Below are 17,852 nucleotides of genomic sequence, written 5' to 3'. Positions count from 1 at the left end.
CTGCGTCGCATGCTTCCTCCTTACTTTCTGCGCGTAGGATGCAGCGTCTCCGCGGTGAGCGACTGGACGCCGAACGCGAACTCCGCTTCCATCGTGCCGGCGTAGACCGCCCTCCGGTCGTTGCGCAGGCACGCCTGCGGCAGCGCGGCCAGGTCCTGCGCGAGGGCACGGGCCCCGGTCAGTGCCTCGCCGGGCTTCGCGAGCCGGTTGACCAGGCCCATCTCGAGCGCCTCGGTCGCTGCGACCGGTCGGCCCGTCAGGATCAGGTCCATCGCGCGACTCTCGCCGATCAGCCGGGGCAGGCGGACCGTGCCGCCGTCGATGAGCGGCACGCCCCAGCGCCGGCAGAAGACGCCGAGCACCGCGTCGTCGGCGGCGACCCGCAGGTCGCACCAGAGGGCCAGTTCGAGCCCGCCGGCGACGGCGTGACCCTCGATCGCGGCGATGACCGGTTTGGACAGTGCCATCCGGGTCGGGCCCATCGGGCCGTCGCCGTCGGGCGCCACGCGGTTCGCCCGCTCGCCACCGATCGCGCCCAGGTCGGCACCGGCGCAGAAGGTGCCGCCGGCCCCGGTGAGGATCGCGACGGCGGCGGTGTCGTCGGCGTCGAAGGCCCGGAACGCGTCGGCCAGAGCGGCGGCGGTCGGTCGGTCGACGGCGTTGCGCTTGGCCGGGCGGTCGAGGACCACGGTGGTGACGGCGCCGTCCCGTTCGGTTCGCACGGTCATCGCCCAACGATCACAGACTCGCTCGGGTGACGTCCGGCGGGGCACCCGTGCGCGACCCGGCCGGCATGCCAGCATGGTCGCGTCCTTTGTGCCTATACGGGGGGTTTAGTGAGACTTCATCGTTTTGCGGCAATGCTGGCTGGCGCGCTCGTCGTGACCATGCTCGCTCCGGCGGTCGCGAACGCCGCGCCCATGCGCAACCGCGCCTGGGTGACCGTCATCGCGCGCGGGCTGGACAACCCGCGCGGTGTGACGATCGGCTACAACGGCGCGGTCGTCCTCGCGGAGGCGGGTCGGGGTGGCCGCAGCGATCGGTGCGTCGTCAACCCGGAAGGCGGAAAGGTGTGCCTCGGCCTCAGCGGCGGCATCACGGCGGTCTCCGCCGGCCGGCGCGGGGCGTGGTCGCAACGGCGGATCGTGGGCGGTCTTCCCTCGCTCGCGGGCCGCGATGGTGCCTCGGCGGTCGGGCCGCACGACGTCTCGCCGTACGGGGACCGGGAGTACGTCACCGCGCTCGGGCTCGGTGGCACCCCGCAGAGCCGGTTCGACCTGGGCCTCGCGGGGCTGATGCTCGGACAGACACTGATCGTGCGGTCCGACCGCAACGGTCAGAGCACCCGTTCCTTCGGGGACCCGGCGGCCTTCGAGGGCCGGCGTGACCCCGACCGGCAGGGCGTCGACTCCAACCCGTACAGCGTTCTCGGCACCCGCAACGGCGCGGTGGCCGTCGACGCCGGCGGCAACACCCTGCTCGCGATCGACCAGCGCGGAGTGGTCTCCACGCTGGCAGTCTTCCCCAGCCGGATGGTCGCCGGACCGTCCGGTGATCGCGTGTCCATGCAGGCGGTGCCGACCTCGGTGGTACGGGGGCCCGACGGCGCCTACTACGTAGGCCAGCTCACGGGCTTCCCGTTCCCGGTCGGCGGTGCCCGGGTCTACCGGGTCGTGCCCGGCCAGCAGCCGACGGTCGTCGCCCGTGGCTTCACCAACATCGTCGACCTCGCGTTCGACCGGCAGGGCCGGCTGCTGGTGTTGGAGATCGCCAAGAACGGAATTGCCAGCGGTGACCAGACCGGTGCGCTGATCCGGGTCGACCGGCGCGGCAACCACACCGAGTTGGTGCCGGGCCGGCTCACCGCGCCGGGTGGGCTCGCGGTCGGCGCGGACGGTTCGCTGTTCGTGACCAACCGCTCCACCTCGGCGGGCCGCGGCGAGTTGCTGCGGATCAGCAACGTGTAGCTTTCCTTCCCTCCTGAACGGCCCCCGGTCCACATCGGACCGGGGGCCGTTCTTACGCGGCGGCGCGCAGCACCAGGATGCCGAGCGTCAGCACACCGGCCGCGAGGAAGAGGGCGCCGATCCAGAGCAGTGCGACCAGCGCGTTGGGCTTGGTCCGGCCCTGGCCCATCGAGGAGAAGAAGAAGCCGGCGGGCATGAGGATCGCCGCGATCGGGATCGCGGTGCGGGCCAGCCAGCCCCAGAAGCCGTGCGCGCCGGCCGCGTCGGCGTAGGGGAGGGCGACCAGGCTGAGGATGACGAAGACGCCCGCGTGCGCGTGCCCGGCCCGGGCGAACGCCTTCTGGAAGTCGGTCAGCGCCACCGCACCGCGGGCCACCCTGGTCAGGTAGTACCCACCGGTCTCGATGGTCACGATCGTGAGCAGCAGAACCCCGGCAATGCCCAGTGACTGCGAGGTCATAGCCACAGCGGCCATCCAATCTTGACATTGGCTAGTAATCTTGACGGTGACAAGACTAACCTGGAACGTAGAGCGTGGGAAGAGGGGGGCCTCGAGATGACCAAGCCGCATGAACGCGTGTCGAACGCCGAACGGGAGTCGGCCGCCAAAATGCTCGCCGACGCGACCGGCGCCGGCTATCTCACGACCGAGGAGTTCGACGGGCGGGTGGCGCACGCGTACGCCGCCGTCACGAGGGCCGACCTCGACCGGGTGGCGGCCGAGATCCCGACCGAGTGGGTACGCGCGTGGGAGAAGTCCCGCCGCCGGGGGGAGCGGCTGGTCGCCCAGCAGTCGTCGGCGCGCAAGCACCTGGCGGCGTACGTCGCCGGCAGCTCGCTGATGATCTTCCTTTGGCTGGCGGTCGGCGTGGCCACCGGCGCCTGGTATCCGTGGTTCCTCTGGCCGGTCCTCGGCTGGGGCTTCGGCGTCTACCACCAGACGAAGCCGCTGCGGCAGGCCCGCCAGCTCCGCGACAGCGGCGGTCCGCGACCGCTCGGCCGCGGCTCGGCCTTCTGACCGGTGCGACACTCGTGCGGTGGAGCACCGGGGAGTCGTACGTGAGTGGCACCGCGACGAGGGCTGGGGGGTCGTCGACTCGGAGGCCACCCCGGGCGGCTGCTGGGTGCACTTCAGCAGCCTGCGCGTGACCGGCCCGCGCGCGTTGAGCGCCGGGCAGGCCGTGTCGTTCGAGGCTGAACGAGGGTGGCAGGACGGCTATGCGTTCCGGGCCGTCGCGGTGTGGACGGGCGGCGACCGCCCGGCCGCTGTCGCCGACGAGCCGCCGTCCGCCGCGTACGGCAGCAGCCTGGTCCTCGGGTTCGACCCGGAGGGCTGACGAAACCGCGGGCTCCCGCCGCCGCCCGAACAACGGCGGGAACCCGCGTTCCGGCAGGTCAGTCGCCTTCGGCGCGGTGGCGGCCGCCGTCGACCGGGGTCCCGGCCGGCCGACGACGTAGTCCGAAGACGGTGCCGACCTGCGCGCCCACGATCGCCGCGGCGGCGATGACGGCGGAGACGGCGAGTGGGCGGTTGATCTCGAGGCCGGACTCGGCCTGCCGCTGCGGGCCGGCGGCCATGTTCTGGTCGGGCCCGGCCGGGGGCAGTGGGACCACCCTCGGCGGCTCGGGCGCCGGCAGCACGGGCGGCACGGTGACGATGGGCGGTGGCGCGGGTCGCGCCGGCTTGGGTGCGGGCTTCGTCGGCTGTGCGGGCGTCGGCTGTGCGGGCGTGGGCTGCGTGGGCTGTGCGGGTGCGGGCTGGGCGGGTGGCGTCGGGCGTTCCGGTGTCGCCGGTGGTGGCTTCGTCGGGTCGTGGCCGTCGTCGATACCGGGCTGGATGACCATGCCGCTCGCGTGGGGGCGGTAGCCGCGGTCCCGCGCGTCGTCCGGCAGCCGCAGCAGCTGGCCCGGATAGATCCGGTCCGGGTTCTTGATCTTGTTGAGCTTGGCCAGCTCGGGATAGTCGGTGAAGTCGCCGACGTACCGGTCCGCGATCGAACCCAGGTAGTCGCCGCGCTCGACCTGGTAGCGGGGTTCCTCGTCAGAGCTTTGGCGCTGCGCCGACACGGGCAGCAGGTGCGCGACGCCACCCGGACCGGGCAGGGTGTCGCGCGCCGGCGGCGGCACGACGGACGACCGTTCGGGCGCCGACGCCCAGGGCGTCGCGGCCGCCGCCGCCATCTGCGGCAGCGCGGTGTGCACGGGTGCCGCGATCGCGGCCGTGGCCGGGCTGCCGATCAGGATCAGCGCCGAGCCGACCAGCGCCGCCGCCATCCGCTGCTGGCGGCGGAGCCCGGGTAGTCGGGGCGCCGGGCGGCGGACGAGCCGGCACGGCAACTCGACCAGCACGGAGATGGCGAACGTCGCCCAGCCCAGCCAGCCGACGACGGCCAGCGCCCGGACGAACAGGCGGCCGTCGTCGCGGCTGGTCAACGCCGTGCCGATCTCGCCGAGGGTGGGCAGGTGGTCGGGCAACGGATTGCCGGCGAAGGCGAGCAGCGCGATCGGCGCACCGCCGACGAGGCCGACCAGCACGGCCAGCGCGCCGAGGCCGGTGAGGATCTGCCCCACGCGGCGGGGCGTGGAAACGGGCACGAGAACCCCCTACGAAGTCGCATCGGTGGTGGTGACCAGTTCGACCGTGGCCTCGGCCCGCACGGGGAACGTGTCGGCGAAGCCGAAGAAGTCGAGCATCGCGGCGTCGTACGAGATGGTCACCGCGACCCGGAGGAACTGGGTGCTCTGGTTGCCGTCGTCGTCCACCCCGAGTGACACGTCGCGGTCGACGATGGTCGGGTCGTCGAGGTTGTCGATGAAGGCCAGGGCGGCGGTGGACGCGGCCGCCTCGTCGACCGCCGCGGGTTCGCCGGCGATCGCGTCGGCGACGTTGATCGCCTGCCCGCCGGCCCGCGCGGCCTCGGCCGCGATGTTGGCGGCCCGCTGGTAGGCCCGGATCCGGCCGATCCCGTCGAAGGTCAGCCCGATCACGATCAGCACGCCGACCAGGGCGACCGCGATGAAAACGCTGACCCGACCGCGGTCGGACCGCCTATCCTCGCCGGCATGCAGATCACCAGCCTCGATCCGCAGCCCCGTTCCTACGCCCAGGGCGCCCTGCTGACCGGCGCCGAGCGCATCCTCTTCGTCAGCGGGCAGGTCCCCGAAACGCCCGACGGCACCGTCCCCGGCGACTTCGCCGGGCAGTGCCGGCTGGCCTGGCGCAACGTGCTCGGCGTGCTGGCCGGCGCCGGCATGACCGAGCGCAACCTCGTCAAGGTCACGATCTTCCTCGCCGACCGGCGTGACCGGGCGGAGAACGCCCGCATCCGGCACGAGGTGCTGGGTGACCATCATCCGGCGCTGACCATCATCATCACCGGGATCTACGACGAGGCGTGGCTGCTGGAGATAGAGGCGGTCGCGGCCGCGTAGCGCCCTCATCCCAGGCTCCGGCCGCGGTACCAGTCCAGCGGTGAGGTGTAGCGCGACGACACCGTGGTCGTCGTGAAGTCGAGGAACGGGAAGCCGACGAAGTTCAGCGTGCAGTCGACGGTCACCGTCACCACCGGCGGCGGGCCGTTCTGCGGGCCGAACACGTCGTTGGCGAACGCGTCCGTCACGTCCGGCGTGATGGTGCGGGTCGCGCAGAGCACGTCGAGCTCGTCGAGGGTGTCGTTGGCGGCGTCGATGGCCGCGGCCTCGGCGGCGTCGCCCTCGCGCTCGATCGACGCGGCCCGCGCGGCGTCGTGGGCGGCCAGGTCGACGGCGTTCTGTGCGATGGTCACGCGCCCGACGAAGGACGCCACCACCATCAGCATGATGAACGCCGGCAGCAGGATGGCCACCTCGACCGACGCCGAACCGCGCTCAGTCATCCTCGTCCAATGTGAATCGTTCGATCTCGCCGTACGCCGTCTGCGAAACGGTGAAGTCCATGCCGGGGATGACCGACATGGCCTGGCCGGTGACCGTGAACGCCACCTCGTCGGCGTCGGCCGGCGCCGCCGTCACCGTGGCGTCGGTCAGCAGCTCACCGGTGTGCGTCAGGAACTCGTTGCCCTTGGCGATGCCGGCGCCCGGCTGCGCCTGGTAGGCCCGCTGTGCGCTGACCGCCTCCTGCGCGGCGGACAGGGCCGCCGAGCGGGCCAGGAACACGGCCGAGATCTGGATGGCCAGGAACAGCAACAGGATGATCAGCGGCGCGACGATCGCCAGCTCGACGGGCGAGGCGCCGCGGTCGGCCGCGCTCCGATTCCCGGGCACGGTGCGGACCCGGCACGCGGGAACCGCGTCCGTACCCGGGATCGGCAGCTCGGCCATCGTCAGTTTCCGTCGCCGCCGGTGCCGGGCATCGGCGCGATGTCGCCCGACTGCTCCATGAAGCCGTCGGCCGTGGTCATCGCCCACGCGACGACGATGCCGGCCATCAGCGCGAGGCCGACGATGATGATCGCGGTCGGCACCGGGTTGTCGCCCCGGTCCCCTTCGCCGCCGCTGGAGATCGTGCGTAGTCGCGCTGTCGCGACCGTGTAGAGATAGGCGAGGTACACCATGTGGTGCTTCCTTTCGGACGCCCGGGCTCACACCCGGGTCAGGAAGGGGTAGAGAACGAAGCCCATGAGTACGAACACGAGCAACGCTCCGGGTACGTCGAGACGGCCGGTGACCGCCTCGGCGCGGCTGAGGTTGTCGGTGCGGATCTGGTCGCGCAGCGAGTCGGCCCGGGTGCGCAGGGTCTCGTGGACCTGTGCGCCCTCGGTGCCGGAGGACTGCATGATGGCGCCGACGTCGCCCAGCTCGGGGACGCCGATCTCGTCGGACAGCTCGCGCAGCTCGTCCCACGGCGAGTGCATCTGCAGCTGAGCCAGGCGCAGAGCGGTGCGGATCCGCTCGAACACCCAGCCGTCGCAGACCGCCGCCGCGTTCTCGAGGGCCTGCACCGGGCCGTGCGCCGCGGTGAGCTGCAGCGCCACCAGGTCGAGATAGGTGCACACGGCCCGGCTGAACTCCCGCCGCGCCCGGTCGGCCTTGCTGAGCACGTCGCGGTGTGCGATGACGGCCGCGACCACGGCCAGGCCCAGACTGCCGATCACCGGCACGAAGAACGGCAGGCCGATGCCGAGGATCTGGAAGATGACGGTCAGCAGCACCGGCGCGAGCAGGCCCGCTCCGGCCGCGGTCAGGATGGCCAGCGCGTACTGCTCCGGGGAGCGCCCGAGCAGCGCGAGGTCGCGGGTCGGCGGGCGCAGCCAGCGGGAGAAGCCGCCGAGCCAGTCGAGGCGGTGGCTCGACCGCACCACCGGGCCGGCCAGGGTCGGCTGGTGCAGCCGGCGCAGCGCGGGCGCGAGGGCCGGCGCGGCGGGCAGGGACTCGCGGACGATGACGAACAGCCCGGTGCCGATCAGCGCACCGCCGAGGACGCCCGCGACGAACGGAAGGTTGACGATCACCGGACCGCCTCCTCGAGCTTGGGCGCGGCGAGGAACCGGGCGGACTTCGGCGGCAGGCTCATCGTGCGGACCCAGGCCAGCAGGCCCACGAAGATGGCGCCGAGCACCACCATCACGATCTGGCCGGTCGGTGTGCCGTACGGCCGCATGTAGTCGGGGTTGAGCAAGCCGTAGCCGAGCACCAGCAGCACCATGCCGGTTAGGAAGCGCACCGCGAAGCGTGGCTGCGTGCGCTTGGCCTCCACCTCGCGCCGGGTGGCCACCTCGGCCGCCGCCGCGGAGGCGATCGAGCCGAGCACGTCGCCGAGCCGCTCGCCGCGGTCGCTCAGGTGCAGGATCAGCGCGGCGACGACCTGGTCGGCGACCGGGTCGGCGATGTCGTCGGCGAACGCCAGCAGCGCGGTGCGGGCCTGCCAACCGGCCTGCAGTCGGGCGGCGAGCAGCCGTACCTCCTCCTGGATCTGCTCCGGGACGGTCGCCACCGTGCCGACGATCGCCTGCTGCAGGCCCTGTCCGGTGCTGGAGACGTCCTTGAGCCGGCGCGTCCACTCGCCGATCGCCTCGATCCGCGCCACCGCCCGCCGCTCGGCCCGGCCGACCGTGAACAGCCACGGCGTGCCCGGCACGGCGATCGCGACCAGCAGGCCGACCACCGGCAGGCCGGTGACCAGGAACGCCAGGGCGCCCGCGCCGGCCGCGCAGAGCAGCAGGATCTGGTGGCGGCGGCGGTCGCGCGGGTTGTCGCTGGAGCCGGTCCACAGCCTTGCCAGGGATGAGCCGTGCGATCCGGGCCGCGCCTGCCTGGTCGTGCCGATGACGGCGACGACGGCCAGGATCGCGCCGGCCACACAGGCGGCGCCGGACAGCAGCGCGATCAGCTCGAGGTCGGCGGGCAGCTTCACAGCGCACCCCGTTGCTGCAGCTGGGTGTGCCGGGGCCGGCGCCACGCACCGACGCCGGCCTCGATGTAGCGGGTCAGCATCCGGGCGTCGTAGCCGATCCGGAACAGCTGGTCGCGGACCCGTTCCGGCAGGTGGCGGGGGATCGCCCGCCCGTCGGCGCCCGGGCCGAAGACCGTCGTCGTGGCGATCCGGTTGTGCTCGCTGACCCCGATCACCTCTTCGATGTGCGAGATGAACCGGTGCTTGCGGCCGCCGATCGCGGTCTCGTCCTCGACCGTCACGTAGACGATCAGGTCGAGCGCGTTGCCGGCCATCCGGCGGGCCTGGTCGACGGTCATCTCCCTGCCGTGGGAGAGGGCCAGCTCGATGATGCGTTCGCTGACCCCGCCGGGCGTACGCGCGTGAATCGTGCACATCGAACCGCGGCTCGTCGTCATCGCCTGCAGCATCGGCACGATCTCCCGCGACCGGACCTCACCGACGATGATCCGGAGCACGCCCATCCGCAGCGAGACCGGAATCAGGTCGGCGATCGTCACCTCGCCCGCCGGGCGCCCGTCGAAGCCGCGCTCGCCGTGCCCCTCGCGGGCCTCGAAGCTCATCACCGCGCGGTGCTTGAGCAGCCGGCGGGCGGGCAGCAGCTCGCGACTCTCCTCCAGCAGCACGTATGGCTCGTCGGCCGGGATCTCGTTCATCAGCGCCCGGATCACCGTGGTCTTACCGGCGCCGGCCAGCCCCGCCACCATGATGTTGAGCCCGGCCCGCATCGCGGCGCGCAGGAAGTCGCGGACCAGCGGGTCGATCATCTCGTCGAGGTCGGCCCGCGCGCCAGCCAGCTCGTCGAGCGTGACGTCGAGGGTGTTGTGCCGGCGGATCACGGCGTACGGGCGATGGCTGACCAGGAACACGGCGGCGAGCCGGCTGCCGTCGGGGAGCTGCAGGTCGAGCGTCGGCTTCGAGGTGGACAGGCTGCGCTCGGTCGCGCCGGCCCGGCGGGCCGCCGCCTGGAGGATCTCGACCATCTCCTCGTCGCTGTCGGCGATCGGGTCGCCCCAGTCCACGCCGCCGCCGTGGCGGGTGATGCGGACCTGGTCGCACCCGAGGATGTGCACCTCTTCGATCGACTCGTCGATCAGCAGGGACTGCAGGCGGCCGAGGCCGACCAGCTCGGCGGTGACCTGGTCCAGGAGCGCGCGCTCGTCGGCGGCGTGCAGCGGCGTGCCGGCACGGCGGACCGCGTCGGCGTACGCGGCGACGACCTCGGCGGCGAGCCTGGTGCGCTCGAGGTCCTCCTCGCCCGGGGTGTAGTCGCGGCCGCGTTGCCAGTGGGTGAGCCGTTCGGAGAGTTCGCGGCGCAGCTCGCGGATGAGGGCGAAGTCGATCCGCCGCCGGTGGTGTTGCTGGGTCTGCTGCTGGGTCGGGAGCTGCTGGGTCTGGTGCTGTGGTGTTGGCGGCTGTGGGCTTGCGGTGGGCTCCGGTTGGTGGTGCCGGCCGTTCGGCAACAGCGGCGGGACGGTCGAGGTGGCGGCGCGGGGGTCCTGGGCGACCGGCTCAAACCGCATGTCCCACCTCCGCGGACGGCCAGGTCAGCCGGGCCCGCCGGCGCTCGAGCAGGCTGTGCACGGGCACTTCGAGCGCGCCGGCCGCGCGCATCAACGGCCGGTTGGCGCGCACGGTGCCCCCGTGGGTGAGCACTTCGGCGCTTCGCGGGTCGTGCGGCAGGTGCCCGATGATCGGCAACTGCATCGCCTTGCTGATCTCCGACTTCGGATGCCCGTCGCCGACTACGAGCAGGCGCAGGTTCCCGGGTGGCACGCGGTTGTCGGTGAAGTCGCGTTCGATGGCCTTCACCGCGCCGCGGGTCGCCGACAGGTCGGCCAGCCGGGCACCGGTGACCACCAGCACCGTCGCCGCCGCGCGCAGGATGGGCCACGGCGGGTTGCCGACCTGGATCCGTCCACAGTCGACGAGCACGTCGAACGGTGGCTGGCCGCGGTCGAGCGAGGCGAAGAAGTCGGCGAACCGCTGCCAGAACGGTGTCACGCTGCCGGCCTGCGCGGCGTCGACGACGCCGGGGAGCAACAGCCGCTCCCGCCGGGGCGCGTCGAGGTCGACGAGCTGCGACCAGAAGTGCGCCTCCAGGTTGCCGTCCCGCAGCTCGGCGACGGCCACCTCGCCCAGCCCGCGCCGGCCCTCCAGCGCGCCGCCGAGGTAGCCGGCCAGGATCGAGCCGCCGGCCGGGTCGCACTCGGCCAGCACGAGCCGGCGGTGCCAGGTGAGCGTGCAGGCCAGTGCGGCGGTGGTGACGCCCGGAGCGCCCTTACCGGAGACCAGCGCGATGATCGCCACTCGTCACGCACCGGGGGTGAGCACGACGGCGATCCGGTCGGCGTCCGCGAGCAGCACCACCGCGGCCACGTCCGCGGCGCGGAGCGCGAGGTAGACCGTCGCGTTGCCACGGTCCAGCGCCATGTCGATGACCGTGGCGTCGTAGCGGGTGACCGCCGGCGGCTCGCCCTTCTCGGGAGTCCCGACCAGGATCACCTTGTCGCCCGGCAGCAGCCGCCGGGCCGGCACCTGGTTGGCCCGCAGGCCCAGCGCCACCTGCTGCTGCCCCGCGGCGAGCATCGGCTTGTCGGTCAGCTGCGCCATGGTCAGCAGCGAGCCCGGCACCAGCGAGACCGCGGCGCGCTTGCCGACGACCTGGGCCCGTTGGCTGGCCGGCACGGGCGCCAGCCCGGCGCCCCCAGCCACCTGCACGGTCACCAGGTCGTCGGCGGTCAGCGCGGTGCCCTGCGGCACCTGGCGGGCGACGGCGAGGTAGGAGCCGGTCGCCTTGACCGACGTGACCGCGAAGGCGGCGCCGAGGCCGCCGAGCGCGATCAGCAGCACGGCGAGCCCGAGCAGCCCGGGACGCATCCGGCGCTGCCGGATCACCTTGGGCGGGGCCACCGGTGCGGGCACGGGGATGGCGGCGTTGCGGGTCGGCGTCGCGGTCACTTGGTCACCACCTGGAGCTCGTCGATCTGGATCTGCGTGGGGACGCTCTCGCGGGTGACGCCCTCGATCGTGCCTTCCTCGCCACCGGCGTCCCAGGTGACGGTCCACGTGGTGGTCGCGGTGACGCCGTACTTCTCGCCGCGCTTGTTGGCGACCTGGTAGCCGTCGTAGCCGCAGGTCGGTGACTTCCCGCCTTGCCGGACATAAGGCGTGCCGGGGTTGTCGCAGGTGACGGTGTTGCCGTCACCCATGTCCCAGACCACCGTGGTGACCTCGGCGACCAGGTCGACGGTGACGCCGCCCTCGGACTCGCTGGCGGTCAGCGGGCCCCAGGTGCTGGCGTCGTCATCCGGGTCGGCGTCGCCCGGCACCCAGAGCCAGATCGGCAGGCCGACGAGCCCGGCACTGTTCGGTCCCGGCTTCGGCGCGATGCCGACGCCCGGTGGGAGCAGGTCGAGGCTGGCCAGCGCCCGGGCGGCCAGCTCGGCCGGGTCCGGCGCCGCGAAACCCGGCGGTGGGTTCTCGAGCACCACCGGGTCGCCGCCGGCCAACGCACCTGCCCCGCAGCTACGGGTGTACGAGGTCATGCCCTCCGGCACACCGGCCGGCTGTGGCTGGGTGACGCGGTAGTAGCAGCCGTCCGCGGAGTTGAACCAGCCGAGCAGGTCGTCCTGGCAGGCCACCTCCTCGCCGTCCCGCATGCACGGCCCGCCGCCACCACCGCCGTTGCCGTTGCCGCCTCCGTTGCCGGTGCCACCGCCGTTGCCCGTGCCACCGCCGCCCTCGCCCCAGCCTTCGCACGTGGTCTGGTTGGGCGGACACTCCGCGCCGCCGTCGGCGGCGAGGGCGGTGACGGCGTTCGCGCCGGCGAGCGTGAGGGTGAGGCCGGCGGCGAACACGACGAGCCGGGTCGCCCGGCGCCGGGTCAGCACGGCTGGTCCCGGTGCGACAGGCCGGCGCTGATGAGCCAGCGGCCGTCGGGGTAGCGGCTCGCGGTCGCCGTCGCCACGTACCGCCCGGCTTTCTGCCCGGGCACGGGCTTCTTCGTCCTCGCGTTGACCATCGTGTAGCCGGTGGCGTCGATGCAGTCCTGGATCGAGACGGTCGCCGGCACGGAATCCAAGCTCACGGCGGTTACGCGTGGGTCGGAAATGAGTTTGCCGGTACGCATCGCACCGTGCTCCTTAATGTCGCGAATTGTGGTCCGGACGCGCGTCAGCAACGGATCGCCGAGATATTTCTTCAGCTCCGGATAGTTGGGATCGGGAATTGCCTCGGCCTTTCGGGCGGCCGCGAGATAACCGGCGTACGCGTCGAGCGCGGACTTTGTCGCCTTGGCCGTTTCGGGATCGGCCGAGGGCGCCGGTGCATTGTCGAAAGTAGCCGTCGAGGGCGGCTCGGAGCCGCAGGCGGCAAGCGCCGCCGCGAGCGCGACGGCGATGGCGGCGCTCGCCAATCGTGGTGCGGGCACGGTGCATCCTCCCTGCGTCGCCTGGGACCGTGGGCGAAACTGGGCGCGGTTAGCTAAGGGTCGGACGGTGGCCCGACCACGTTTCTTATTTATGAATCGGTGGGTGGTGCTTTAGGGGCGGTAGTGCAACACCCGAGGGCCGAGCATAGGCTGACGATCGCCGATGCAACAGAGGCGATCGCAAACTAACACGTAGGGTCACGGCGGCGGCCGTGACCGGCCGGAAGGGATCAATGATGGCGGCGTTTTTCGGCTGGCTGCGGCACTCGGGTGAGCGCAACCCACGCTTCTTATCGGACGACGGACAGCGTGTGCGATTCAAACCGCGATATGCGCGAGACCGTCGGTTTCTGTCCGATTTACGGATCGGGAACCGGGACATTGACAGGGTGCGGTTGTCCCCAGGTGTTGCCTGGCCAGCCCGGCCGGGCGCGGGGCTCGGAAGATCCATTATTGCGATCATGAAGTCACTCTGCGTGATGGATCGGCGGTCGGCGTGACTGCCGGGCTGCGGGTACGGACCGCACCGCGCTGGCTACCCGCCGTGTTGGTGACGCCGGTGTTGCGGTGGTTGGCGGTGCGGCATGCCGTCCCGCCGGGTTCGCCATGGCGCGGGGCGTGTCCGTCGTGCGGTGCCGTGGCCGGCCCCGCCGGCCCGTCGGGGCGGTGCGGTGGGTGCGGGGCCCGGCTCGGACCGCCGGCGTTCACGGTGGAGGTGCTCGCCGTGCTGGCCCTCGTGGTGGGGCTGCTGGTGGTGCCGTCTGCGGTGCTCGCCGCTTATCTGTGGTGGGCGGCGCTCGCCGTGCCGCTCGTGCTGGTCGACCTGGCCGTGCACCGGCTGCCGGACCGCTTGACGCTGCCGGCCGCGGGTGGGGTTTTGCTCCTGCTCGGGGTCTTTGGTGGCGGGTTCTTCGGTGGCGAGTTCGACCGCTGGTGGCGAGCGGTGCTGGCCGGCGCTCTGGTCGGGCTCTTCTTCGCGGCGACGACGCTGCTGCTCGGGCGGCGCGGATTCGGTCTGGGCGACGCGAAGCTGGCCCTGAGCTGCGCGGCGCTGCTCGGGTGGTTCGGCTGGGGCGCCGTGTTGTTGGGCCTCATGGCCGGCCTGCTGGCGTCGGCGCTGGTCAGCATCGCGTTGCTGGTCGCCGGCCGGGTGCGGTGGTCGAGCCATCTGCCGTTCGGCCCGTTCCTGGTGTTCGGGACGCTGATGGGGCTGATTCTTGTCGGACCTGGGTCGTAGCGTGGTGGCATGGTCACGATCGATGACGTCCGCCAGCTCGCGCGCACCCTGCCGCGGGCCTACGAAGCGCTGGTCCGCGACCGGGTGAAGTTCCGGGTCGGGCAGATTGTGTTCGTCGCCTTCTCGCGCGACGAGACCGTGATGGGTTTCGGCTATCCCAAAGAGGAGCGCGCCGCGCTGGTCGCCGCCGAGCCCGACAAGTTCCTGATGCCGGAGCCGTCCGACGAGCGCTACAACTGGGTCCGCGTCCGCCTGTCGGCGATCGACGAGGCCGAGATGCGCGAGCTGGTCCTCGACGCGTGGCGGATGTGTGTCCCGAAACGGGTCGCGCGTGAGTTCCTAGAGAGCCCGTTGGGCGAGCTAACGTCCAACGGGTGACAGCGGAGACGATGGTCGGGTTCGGCCGCAAACAGGCATGGCTGGCGATACGCGGCCGCGACGCGGGGGCGGTGGTCGACGCCCTGGGCCTGCGTGACCTTGGCCCGGCCCCGTGGCGCGAGGGCGTCGACCTGGCGCACCTGACCGACGACCGCCTGGCGATAACGCCACCGCTGCCGGGCGCCCGCGACGGCAACTGGATCCTCGTGGCGGGCCGCCGCCTGTTCACGATCCCGAGCACGGTCGAGGCGGTCGCCCTGTCGGTGGCCCTGGCCACGGAGGTCCAGTTCTTCGCCACCCACCGGGTAGGCGAACAACACCGCTGGGTCCGCGCAGTCGACGGCGTCCTGGTCCGCGCCTTCGACTTCGTAGGCGAAACGGGCCACGTAACCGAATGGCGCGGCGACCCGGACGACGCAGAACGCTCGCTCGGCATCCCGGAGGCAGCCTCTGACGCAGACGACCTACTCGTGGGCGAAGACGACGTAGCCCGCCTGGCCGGCCGCTGGAGCATCGACCCGACGTCCCTCGACGGCCGTCCGTCCCCAGGCCCGCTGCACGTCGCCGCCGCCCCGGACTGACGCCCTCGTCGGGGCGTGGGTGTGGAAGACCGCGAACGCGACGCCGTCGACCTGCCGCGAGATCATCTTGTCGAGGGCGGCGCGCTCCAGGTCGCGTACGCCGTTGGTGTTGGTGATGATCTCGTCGTAACCGGCCGGCGCCAGGACGTCCTGCACGCCGCGGGCCAGCACCGGATAGAAGGGGTTCGTGATGTCCGGGATGACGAGCCCGATGGTCAGGCTGCGGCCGGCCCGCAGGCCCCGGGCGACCACGTTGGGCCGGTAGCCGAGCTCCTCGATCGCGTCCATGATCCGCTTGCGGGTCTCGGCCGACACCGGCCGGCGCCCGTTGAGCGCGTGCGACACCGTGGTCGCGCTGACCCCGGCGAGCTGCGCGACCTGGCCGATCCGCGGCCGGTCGCCGCGAAACGCCACACGGACCTCCTCGATGTGTCCCTCCCCGCTGCCGGATCCTACCGCGAATGGCAGTGACGGTCGTCAAACTGCCGAGACACGCCGGTGACCACGTGGTGTCGCAACGTAGTTGACTCGTGACCTAAAGTTACCGGCGTTTGCCACAACAGGGGAGTCACAGGGAATGGGATCGTTGCACGTCGCGCTGCCCGGGGACGGGTGGTCGCACCTGCTGCGGGAGTGGGGGTACGAGCTGCCCACCATCCGGCGATGGGCCGCGGATCGGGACATTCCCGTGGCCGCCGACGCCGACCCGCGGACGATCCGCGCCCTGTTGCGCGCCACCTATCCGCGATTGGTCCCGACGCGGGTCCTGGCGCCGCCGCCGCACGACACCACGTTGTGGCTTCCGCCGTCCGTGGCCCTGCTGCACGCGACGGGCGTGCCGCCCGGGCACGTCCTGCGCGCGCCGGAACGGCGCCGGCCCAGCGTCCGCATCCGCGGCGGCCGGTCCGACCCGGAGGTTGCCGAGGCCGCGCTGGCGGCGGCAGACGAGGTCGAGGAGTGTGCCGTCGTGGTGCGCCGGCAGGGCACCGGCACCGTCCTGATCGGATACCTGACGCTGCTGGCCGGCTGGCGTGCGGAGCCTGACGTGCTCCGTGCCTACCTCGCCGACCGCCTGCCCGCGCCGCGGGTGCCGGCCCGCCTGGTGGTGCTGGACCGCTTCCCGCGTACGCCCGACGGCGCGATCGACCGCGCGGCGCTGCCGGACTAGCCGCGGTCGCGCTGTGCCCGCAGCGCTTCGGTGGACTTGTCGACGGACAGCGGCGGTGCGAGCAGGTGGCCCTGGCCGAAGCCACAGCCGAGGTCGAGCAGCGCGTCGAGCTGCGCCTGGGTCTCGATGCCCTCGGCGAACGCCTTCATCGACAGCGAGTCGGCCACGGCCATGATGGCGCGGACGATGCCGCGGCCGCTGTTCTGGTCGTCGTTCATCGCGGCCACGAACGCCCGGTCGATCTTGAGCCCCTCGACGGGGAACCGCTGCAGGTAGGCCAGGCTGGAGTAGGACATCCCGAAGTCGTCGAGCGCGAAGTGCACGCCCGCGTCGCGCAGCGCGTCGACCTGCGTGGAGATGTCCTCCGCGGTGTCCATGTGCTCGGTGACCTCGAGCCAGATGTCCGCCGGGTCCACACCGGCCGCCCGGATCACGTCGAGCAGGTCGCCGTGCCCGCGCTCGAGCTGCACGGCGGAGATGTTGACGCCCATGGTCAGGTGCGCCTCGGGAAACTCCCGCTGCCACGCGGCGAGCTGGCGACACGCCTGGTCGAGCACCCACGCGCCGATCGGCACGATCGCACCGGTCTCCTCGGCCAGCGGGATGAACTCGTCCGGCGGCACGTTGCCGCGCTCCGGGTGGCGCCAGCGGGCCAGCGCCTCGAACGAGCGAATGGTGTTGCTCTTCAGCTCCACCATCGGCTGATAGACCACGGAAAGCTGGCCGCGCTCGAGCGCCTCGGACAGGTCGGAGCGCAGGTCGAGCCGGTCGATCGAGCGGTGCGAGGCCTCGTCGTCGAAGACCTCCAGCCGGCCGGCGCCGCGCGCCTTGGCCGCGTACATGGCGGCGTCGGCGTCGCGCAGCATGGCGCTCGCCGTGGCGGTGCCCCGCCGGCCGAGCACCGCGCCGATGCTCGCGGTGACCTCGACACGCTCGCCGCGCAGCGGGAAGTCGTCGGCCAGCGTGGCCTGGATCCGGCGGCCCATGTCGGTGAGGTCCGTCAGGTCGGACGCGCCGTTGATCAGTAGGACGAACTCGTCGCCGCCGAACCGGGCCAGCATGTCACCCGGCCGGACGACCTTGCGCAGCCGCTGCGCCACCTGCTGGATCAGCTCGTCGCCGGCCTCGTGGCCGAGCCGGTCGTTGACGGCCTTGAACTTGTCGAGGTCGAAGAAGAGGAGGCCGACCACGCCGGTCGGCGAGCTGGCCAGCGTCTCGTCGATCCGCTGCGCGGCCGTGAGCCGGTTCGCCAGGCCGGTCAGCGGGTCCCGCGACGCGCGCCGGTGCAGCTCCTGCTCGCGGGCCTTCAGGCTGCGGTAGACCTCAGCCTTGCTGATCGCGACGCTCAGGTAGCTGGCCAGCACCTGCGCCACCTCGACCGCGGACTTGCCGAACGACCGGGACCGCCGACCCTTGGCGGCCAGCACGGCGATCACGCCGCCGTCGCGCAGCACGGGCACGAGCAGCATCGGGTCGTCGCTGCCGGTGCCGGGCCCGACGTACGCCTCGCCGGCCGCGAGCCGGTCCCAGCCGGGCAGGTCGGCGGCCGGGTACGGCCAGCGCTTGCCGGTGTCCTCGCCGACGTCGGCGGCCGCGGCGACCTCGGCCAGCTCGTCGCGGACGGTCAGGATCCAGGTGGAGTCGGTGCCGGTCAGCTCGCGCAGCAGCAGCACCGCGTCGTCGAGCAGCGAGCCGACG

General features: G+C 72.4%; 24 protein-coding genes. 8 read left to right on the top strand and 16 right to left on the bottom strand.

All coding sequences use genetic code 11. The annotated features are described in order from the left end of the window. Positions 1-20 precede the first annotated feature (20 nt). Complete coding sequence (locus AB0H87_RS22100) at positions 21-728, bottom strand: crotonase/enoyl-CoA hydratase family protein (protein ID WP_360148523.1); 708 nt, start codon at positions 726-728, stop codon at positions 21-23. A gap of 132 nt (positions 729-860) precedes the next feature. Between AB0H87_RS22100 and AB0H87_RS22095 the strand changes: the two genes are divergently transcribed. Beyond that, a complete protein-coding gene (locus AB0H87_RS22095; RefSeq protein WP_360148520.1) occupies positions 861-1,967 on the top strand; it encodes a ScyD/ScyE family protein in 1,107 nt (368 codons plus the stop codon). 52 nt (positions 1,968-2,019) lie between these two features. Here AB0H87_RS22095 and AB0H87_RS22090 read toward each other — a convergent pair whose 3' ends face one another. Then, complete coding sequence (locus tag AB0H87_RS22090) at positions 2,020-2,427, bottom strand: hypothetical protein (RefSeq protein ID WP_360148517.1); 408 nt, start codon at positions 2,425-2,427, stop codon at positions 2,020-2,022. Between the two features lie 96 nt (positions 2,428-2,523). Here AB0H87_RS22090 and AB0H87_RS22085 point away from each other — a divergent pair, with 96 nt between their 5' ends. Then, positions 2,524-2,985 carry a DUF1707 domain-containing protein gene (locus AB0H87_RS22085; protein ID WP_360148514.1) on the top strand — a complete coding sequence of 154 codons (462 nt, stop codon included), beginning with the start codon at positions 2,524-2,526 and terminating at the stop codon, positions 2,983-2,985. A 19-nt stretch (positions 2,986-3,004) separates the two neighbouring features. Next, positions 3,005-3,304: a cold shock domain-containing protein gene (locus AB0H87_RS22080; protein ID WP_360148511.1), complete on the top strand. Its 300-nt coding sequence runs from the start codon at positions 3,005-3,007 to the stop codon at positions 3,302-3,304. A gap of 58 nt (positions 3,305-3,362) precedes the next feature. Here the strand turns inward: AB0H87_RS22080 and AB0H87_RS22075 are convergent, their stop codons facing one another. Continuing rightward, on the bottom strand, positions 3,363-4,562 hold the full coding sequence (locus AB0H87_RS22075; RefSeq protein WP_360148508.1) for a LysM peptidoglycan-binding domain-containing protein: 1,200 nt from the start codon (positions 4,560-4,562) through the stop codon (positions 3,363-3,365). Positions 4,563-4,571: 9 nt separating this feature from the next. Then, the gene (locus AB0H87_RS22070; protein WP_360148505.1) at positions 4,572-4,964 is read right to left on the bottom strand and encodes a hypothetical protein; all 393 of its coding nucleotides are present in this window, start codon (positions 4,962-4,964) and stop codon (positions 4,572-4,574) included. 66 nt (positions 4,965-5,030) lie between these two features. Here AB0H87_RS22070 and AB0H87_RS22065 point away from each other — a divergent pair, with 66 nt between their 5' ends. Next, a complete protein-coding gene (locus AB0H87_RS22065; RefSeq protein WP_360148502.1) occupies positions 5,031-5,399 on the top strand; it encodes a RidA family protein in 369 nt (122 codons plus the stop codon). A gap of 5 nt (positions 5,400-5,404) precedes the next feature. Here AB0H87_RS22065 and AB0H87_RS22060 read toward each other — a convergent pair whose 3' ends face one another. From AB0H87_RS22060 to AB0H87_RS22015, 10 genes are all read right to left on the bottom strand, one after another. Further along, entirely contained in the window at positions 5,405-5,842 is a 438-nt protein-coding gene (locus AB0H87_RS22060) for a TadE family protein (protein WP_360148499.1), read from the bottom strand. Continuing rightward, on the bottom strand, positions 5,835-6,287 hold the full coding sequence (locus tag AB0H87_RS22055; protein ID WP_360148496.1) for a TadE/TadG family type IV pilus assembly protein: 453 nt from the start codon (positions 6,285-6,287) through the stop codon (positions 5,835-5,837). The genes AB0H87_RS22060 and AB0H87_RS22055 overlap by 8 nt, the downstream gene beginning before the upstream one ends. Positions 6,288-6,289: 2 nt before the next feature. Beyond that, the gene (locus tag AB0H87_RS22050) at positions 6,290-6,520 is read right to left on the bottom strand and encodes a hypothetical protein (protein ID WP_360148493.1); all 231 of its coding nucleotides are present in this window, start codon (positions 6,518-6,520) and stop codon (positions 6,290-6,292) included. A 27-nt stretch (positions 6,521-6,547) separates the two neighbouring features. Further along, positions 6,548-7,414 carry a type II secretion system F family protein gene (locus tag AB0H87_RS22045; protein ID WP_360148532.1) on the bottom strand — a complete coding sequence of 289 codons (867 nt, stop codon included), beginning with the start codon at positions 7,412-7,414 and terminating at the stop codon, positions 6,548-6,550. Further along, positions 7,414-8,313 (bottom strand): type II secretion system F family protein, encoded by a 900-nt coding sequence (locus AB0H87_RS22040; protein WP_360148529.1) that lies wholly within the window; start codon positions 8,311-8,313, stop codon positions 7,414-7,416. Before AB0H87_RS22040 ends, AB0H87_RS22045 begins: the two co-directional genes overlap by 1 nt. A 2-nt stretch (positions 8,314-8,315) precedes the next feature. After that, positions 8,316-9,881, bottom strand: coding sequence for an ATPase, T2SS/T4P/T4SS family (locus AB0H87_RS22035; protein WP_360148490.1), 1,566 nt, complete (start codon positions 9,879-9,881; stop codon positions 8,316-8,318). Further along, the gene (locus AB0H87_RS22030; RefSeq protein ID WP_360148487.1) at positions 9,871-10,668 is read right to left on the bottom strand and encodes a ParA family protein; all 798 of its coding nucleotides are present in this window, start codon (positions 10,666-10,668) and stop codon (positions 9,871-9,873) included. The genes AB0H87_RS22035 and AB0H87_RS22030 overlap by 11 nt, the downstream gene beginning before the upstream one ends. A 3-nt stretch (positions 10,669-10,671) precedes the next feature. Continuing rightward, entirely contained in the window at positions 10,672-11,238 is a 567-nt protein-coding gene (locus AB0H87_RS22025; RefSeq protein WP_360148526.1) for an SAF domain-containing protein, read from the bottom strand. Positions 11,239-11,315: 77 nt separating this feature from the next. Beyond that, a complete protein-coding gene (locus tag AB0H87_RS22020; protein ID WP_360148484.1) occupies positions 11,316-12,251 on the bottom strand; it encodes a hypothetical protein in 936 nt (311 codons plus the stop codon). Then, complete coding sequence (locus AB0H87_RS22015) at positions 12,245-12,790, bottom strand: hypothetical protein (protein WP_360148480.1); 546 nt, start codon at positions 12,788-12,790, stop codon at positions 12,245-12,247. Before AB0H87_RS22015 ends, AB0H87_RS22020 begins: the two co-directional genes overlap by 7 nt. A gap of 496 nt (positions 12,791-13,286) precedes the next feature. Between AB0H87_RS22015 and AB0H87_RS22010 the strand changes: the two genes are divergently transcribed. The 3 genes from AB0H87_RS22010 to AB0H87_RS22000 are packed head-to-tail and all read left to right on the top strand — an operon-like array spanning position 13,287 to position 14,986. Next, on the top strand, positions 13,287-14,027 hold the full coding sequence (locus AB0H87_RS22010) for an A24 family peptidase (RefSeq protein ID WP_360148477.1): 741 nt from the start codon (positions 13,287-13,289) through the stop codon (positions 14,025-14,027). Positions 14,028-14,036: 9 nt separating this feature from the next. Continuing rightward, entirely contained in the window at positions 14,037-14,405 is a 369-nt protein-coding gene (locus AB0H87_RS22005) for an MmcQ/YjbR family DNA-binding protein (RefSeq protein ID WP_360148474.1), read from the top strand. Beyond that, a complete protein-coding gene (locus AB0H87_RS22000) occupies positions 14,402-14,986 on the top strand; it encodes a hypothetical protein (RefSeq protein ID WP_360148471.1) in 585 nt (194 codons plus the stop codon). The genes AB0H87_RS22005 and AB0H87_RS22000 overlap by 4 nt, the downstream gene beginning before the upstream one ends. Here the strand turns inward: AB0H87_RS22000 and AB0H87_RS21995 are convergent. Beyond that, entirely contained in the window at positions 14,870-15,400 is a 531-nt protein-coding gene (locus AB0H87_RS21995) for a LacI family DNA-binding transcriptional regulator (RefSeq protein WP_360148468.1), read from the bottom strand. The genes AB0H87_RS22000 and AB0H87_RS21995 overlap by 117 nt on opposite strands. A gap of 163 nt (positions 15,401-15,563) precedes the next feature. Between AB0H87_RS21995 and AB0H87_RS21990 the strand changes: the two genes are divergently transcribed. Next, positions 15,564-16,154, top strand: coding sequence for a hypothetical protein (locus AB0H87_RS21990; protein WP_360148465.1), 591 nt, complete (start codon positions 15,564-15,566; stop codon positions 16,152-16,154). Here the strand turns inward: AB0H87_RS21990 and AB0H87_RS21985 are convergent. Then, positions 16,151-17,852: EAL domain-containing protein (locus AB0H87_RS21985; RefSeq protein ID WP_360148462.1), on the bottom strand; the 1,702-nt coding region annotated here is incomplete at its 5' end. The genes AB0H87_RS21990 and AB0H87_RS21985 overlap by 4 nt on opposite strands.

It is taken from the genome of Asanoa sp. NPDC050611 (genome assembly GCF_040654855.1).
Taxonomy (GTDB): domain Bacteria; phylum Actinomycetota; class Actinomycetes; order Mycobacteriales; family Micromonosporaceae; genus Asanoa.
Note: the sequence above shows the minus strand (reverse complement) of the source record. Positions and strands in the feature narration are given on the sequence as shown.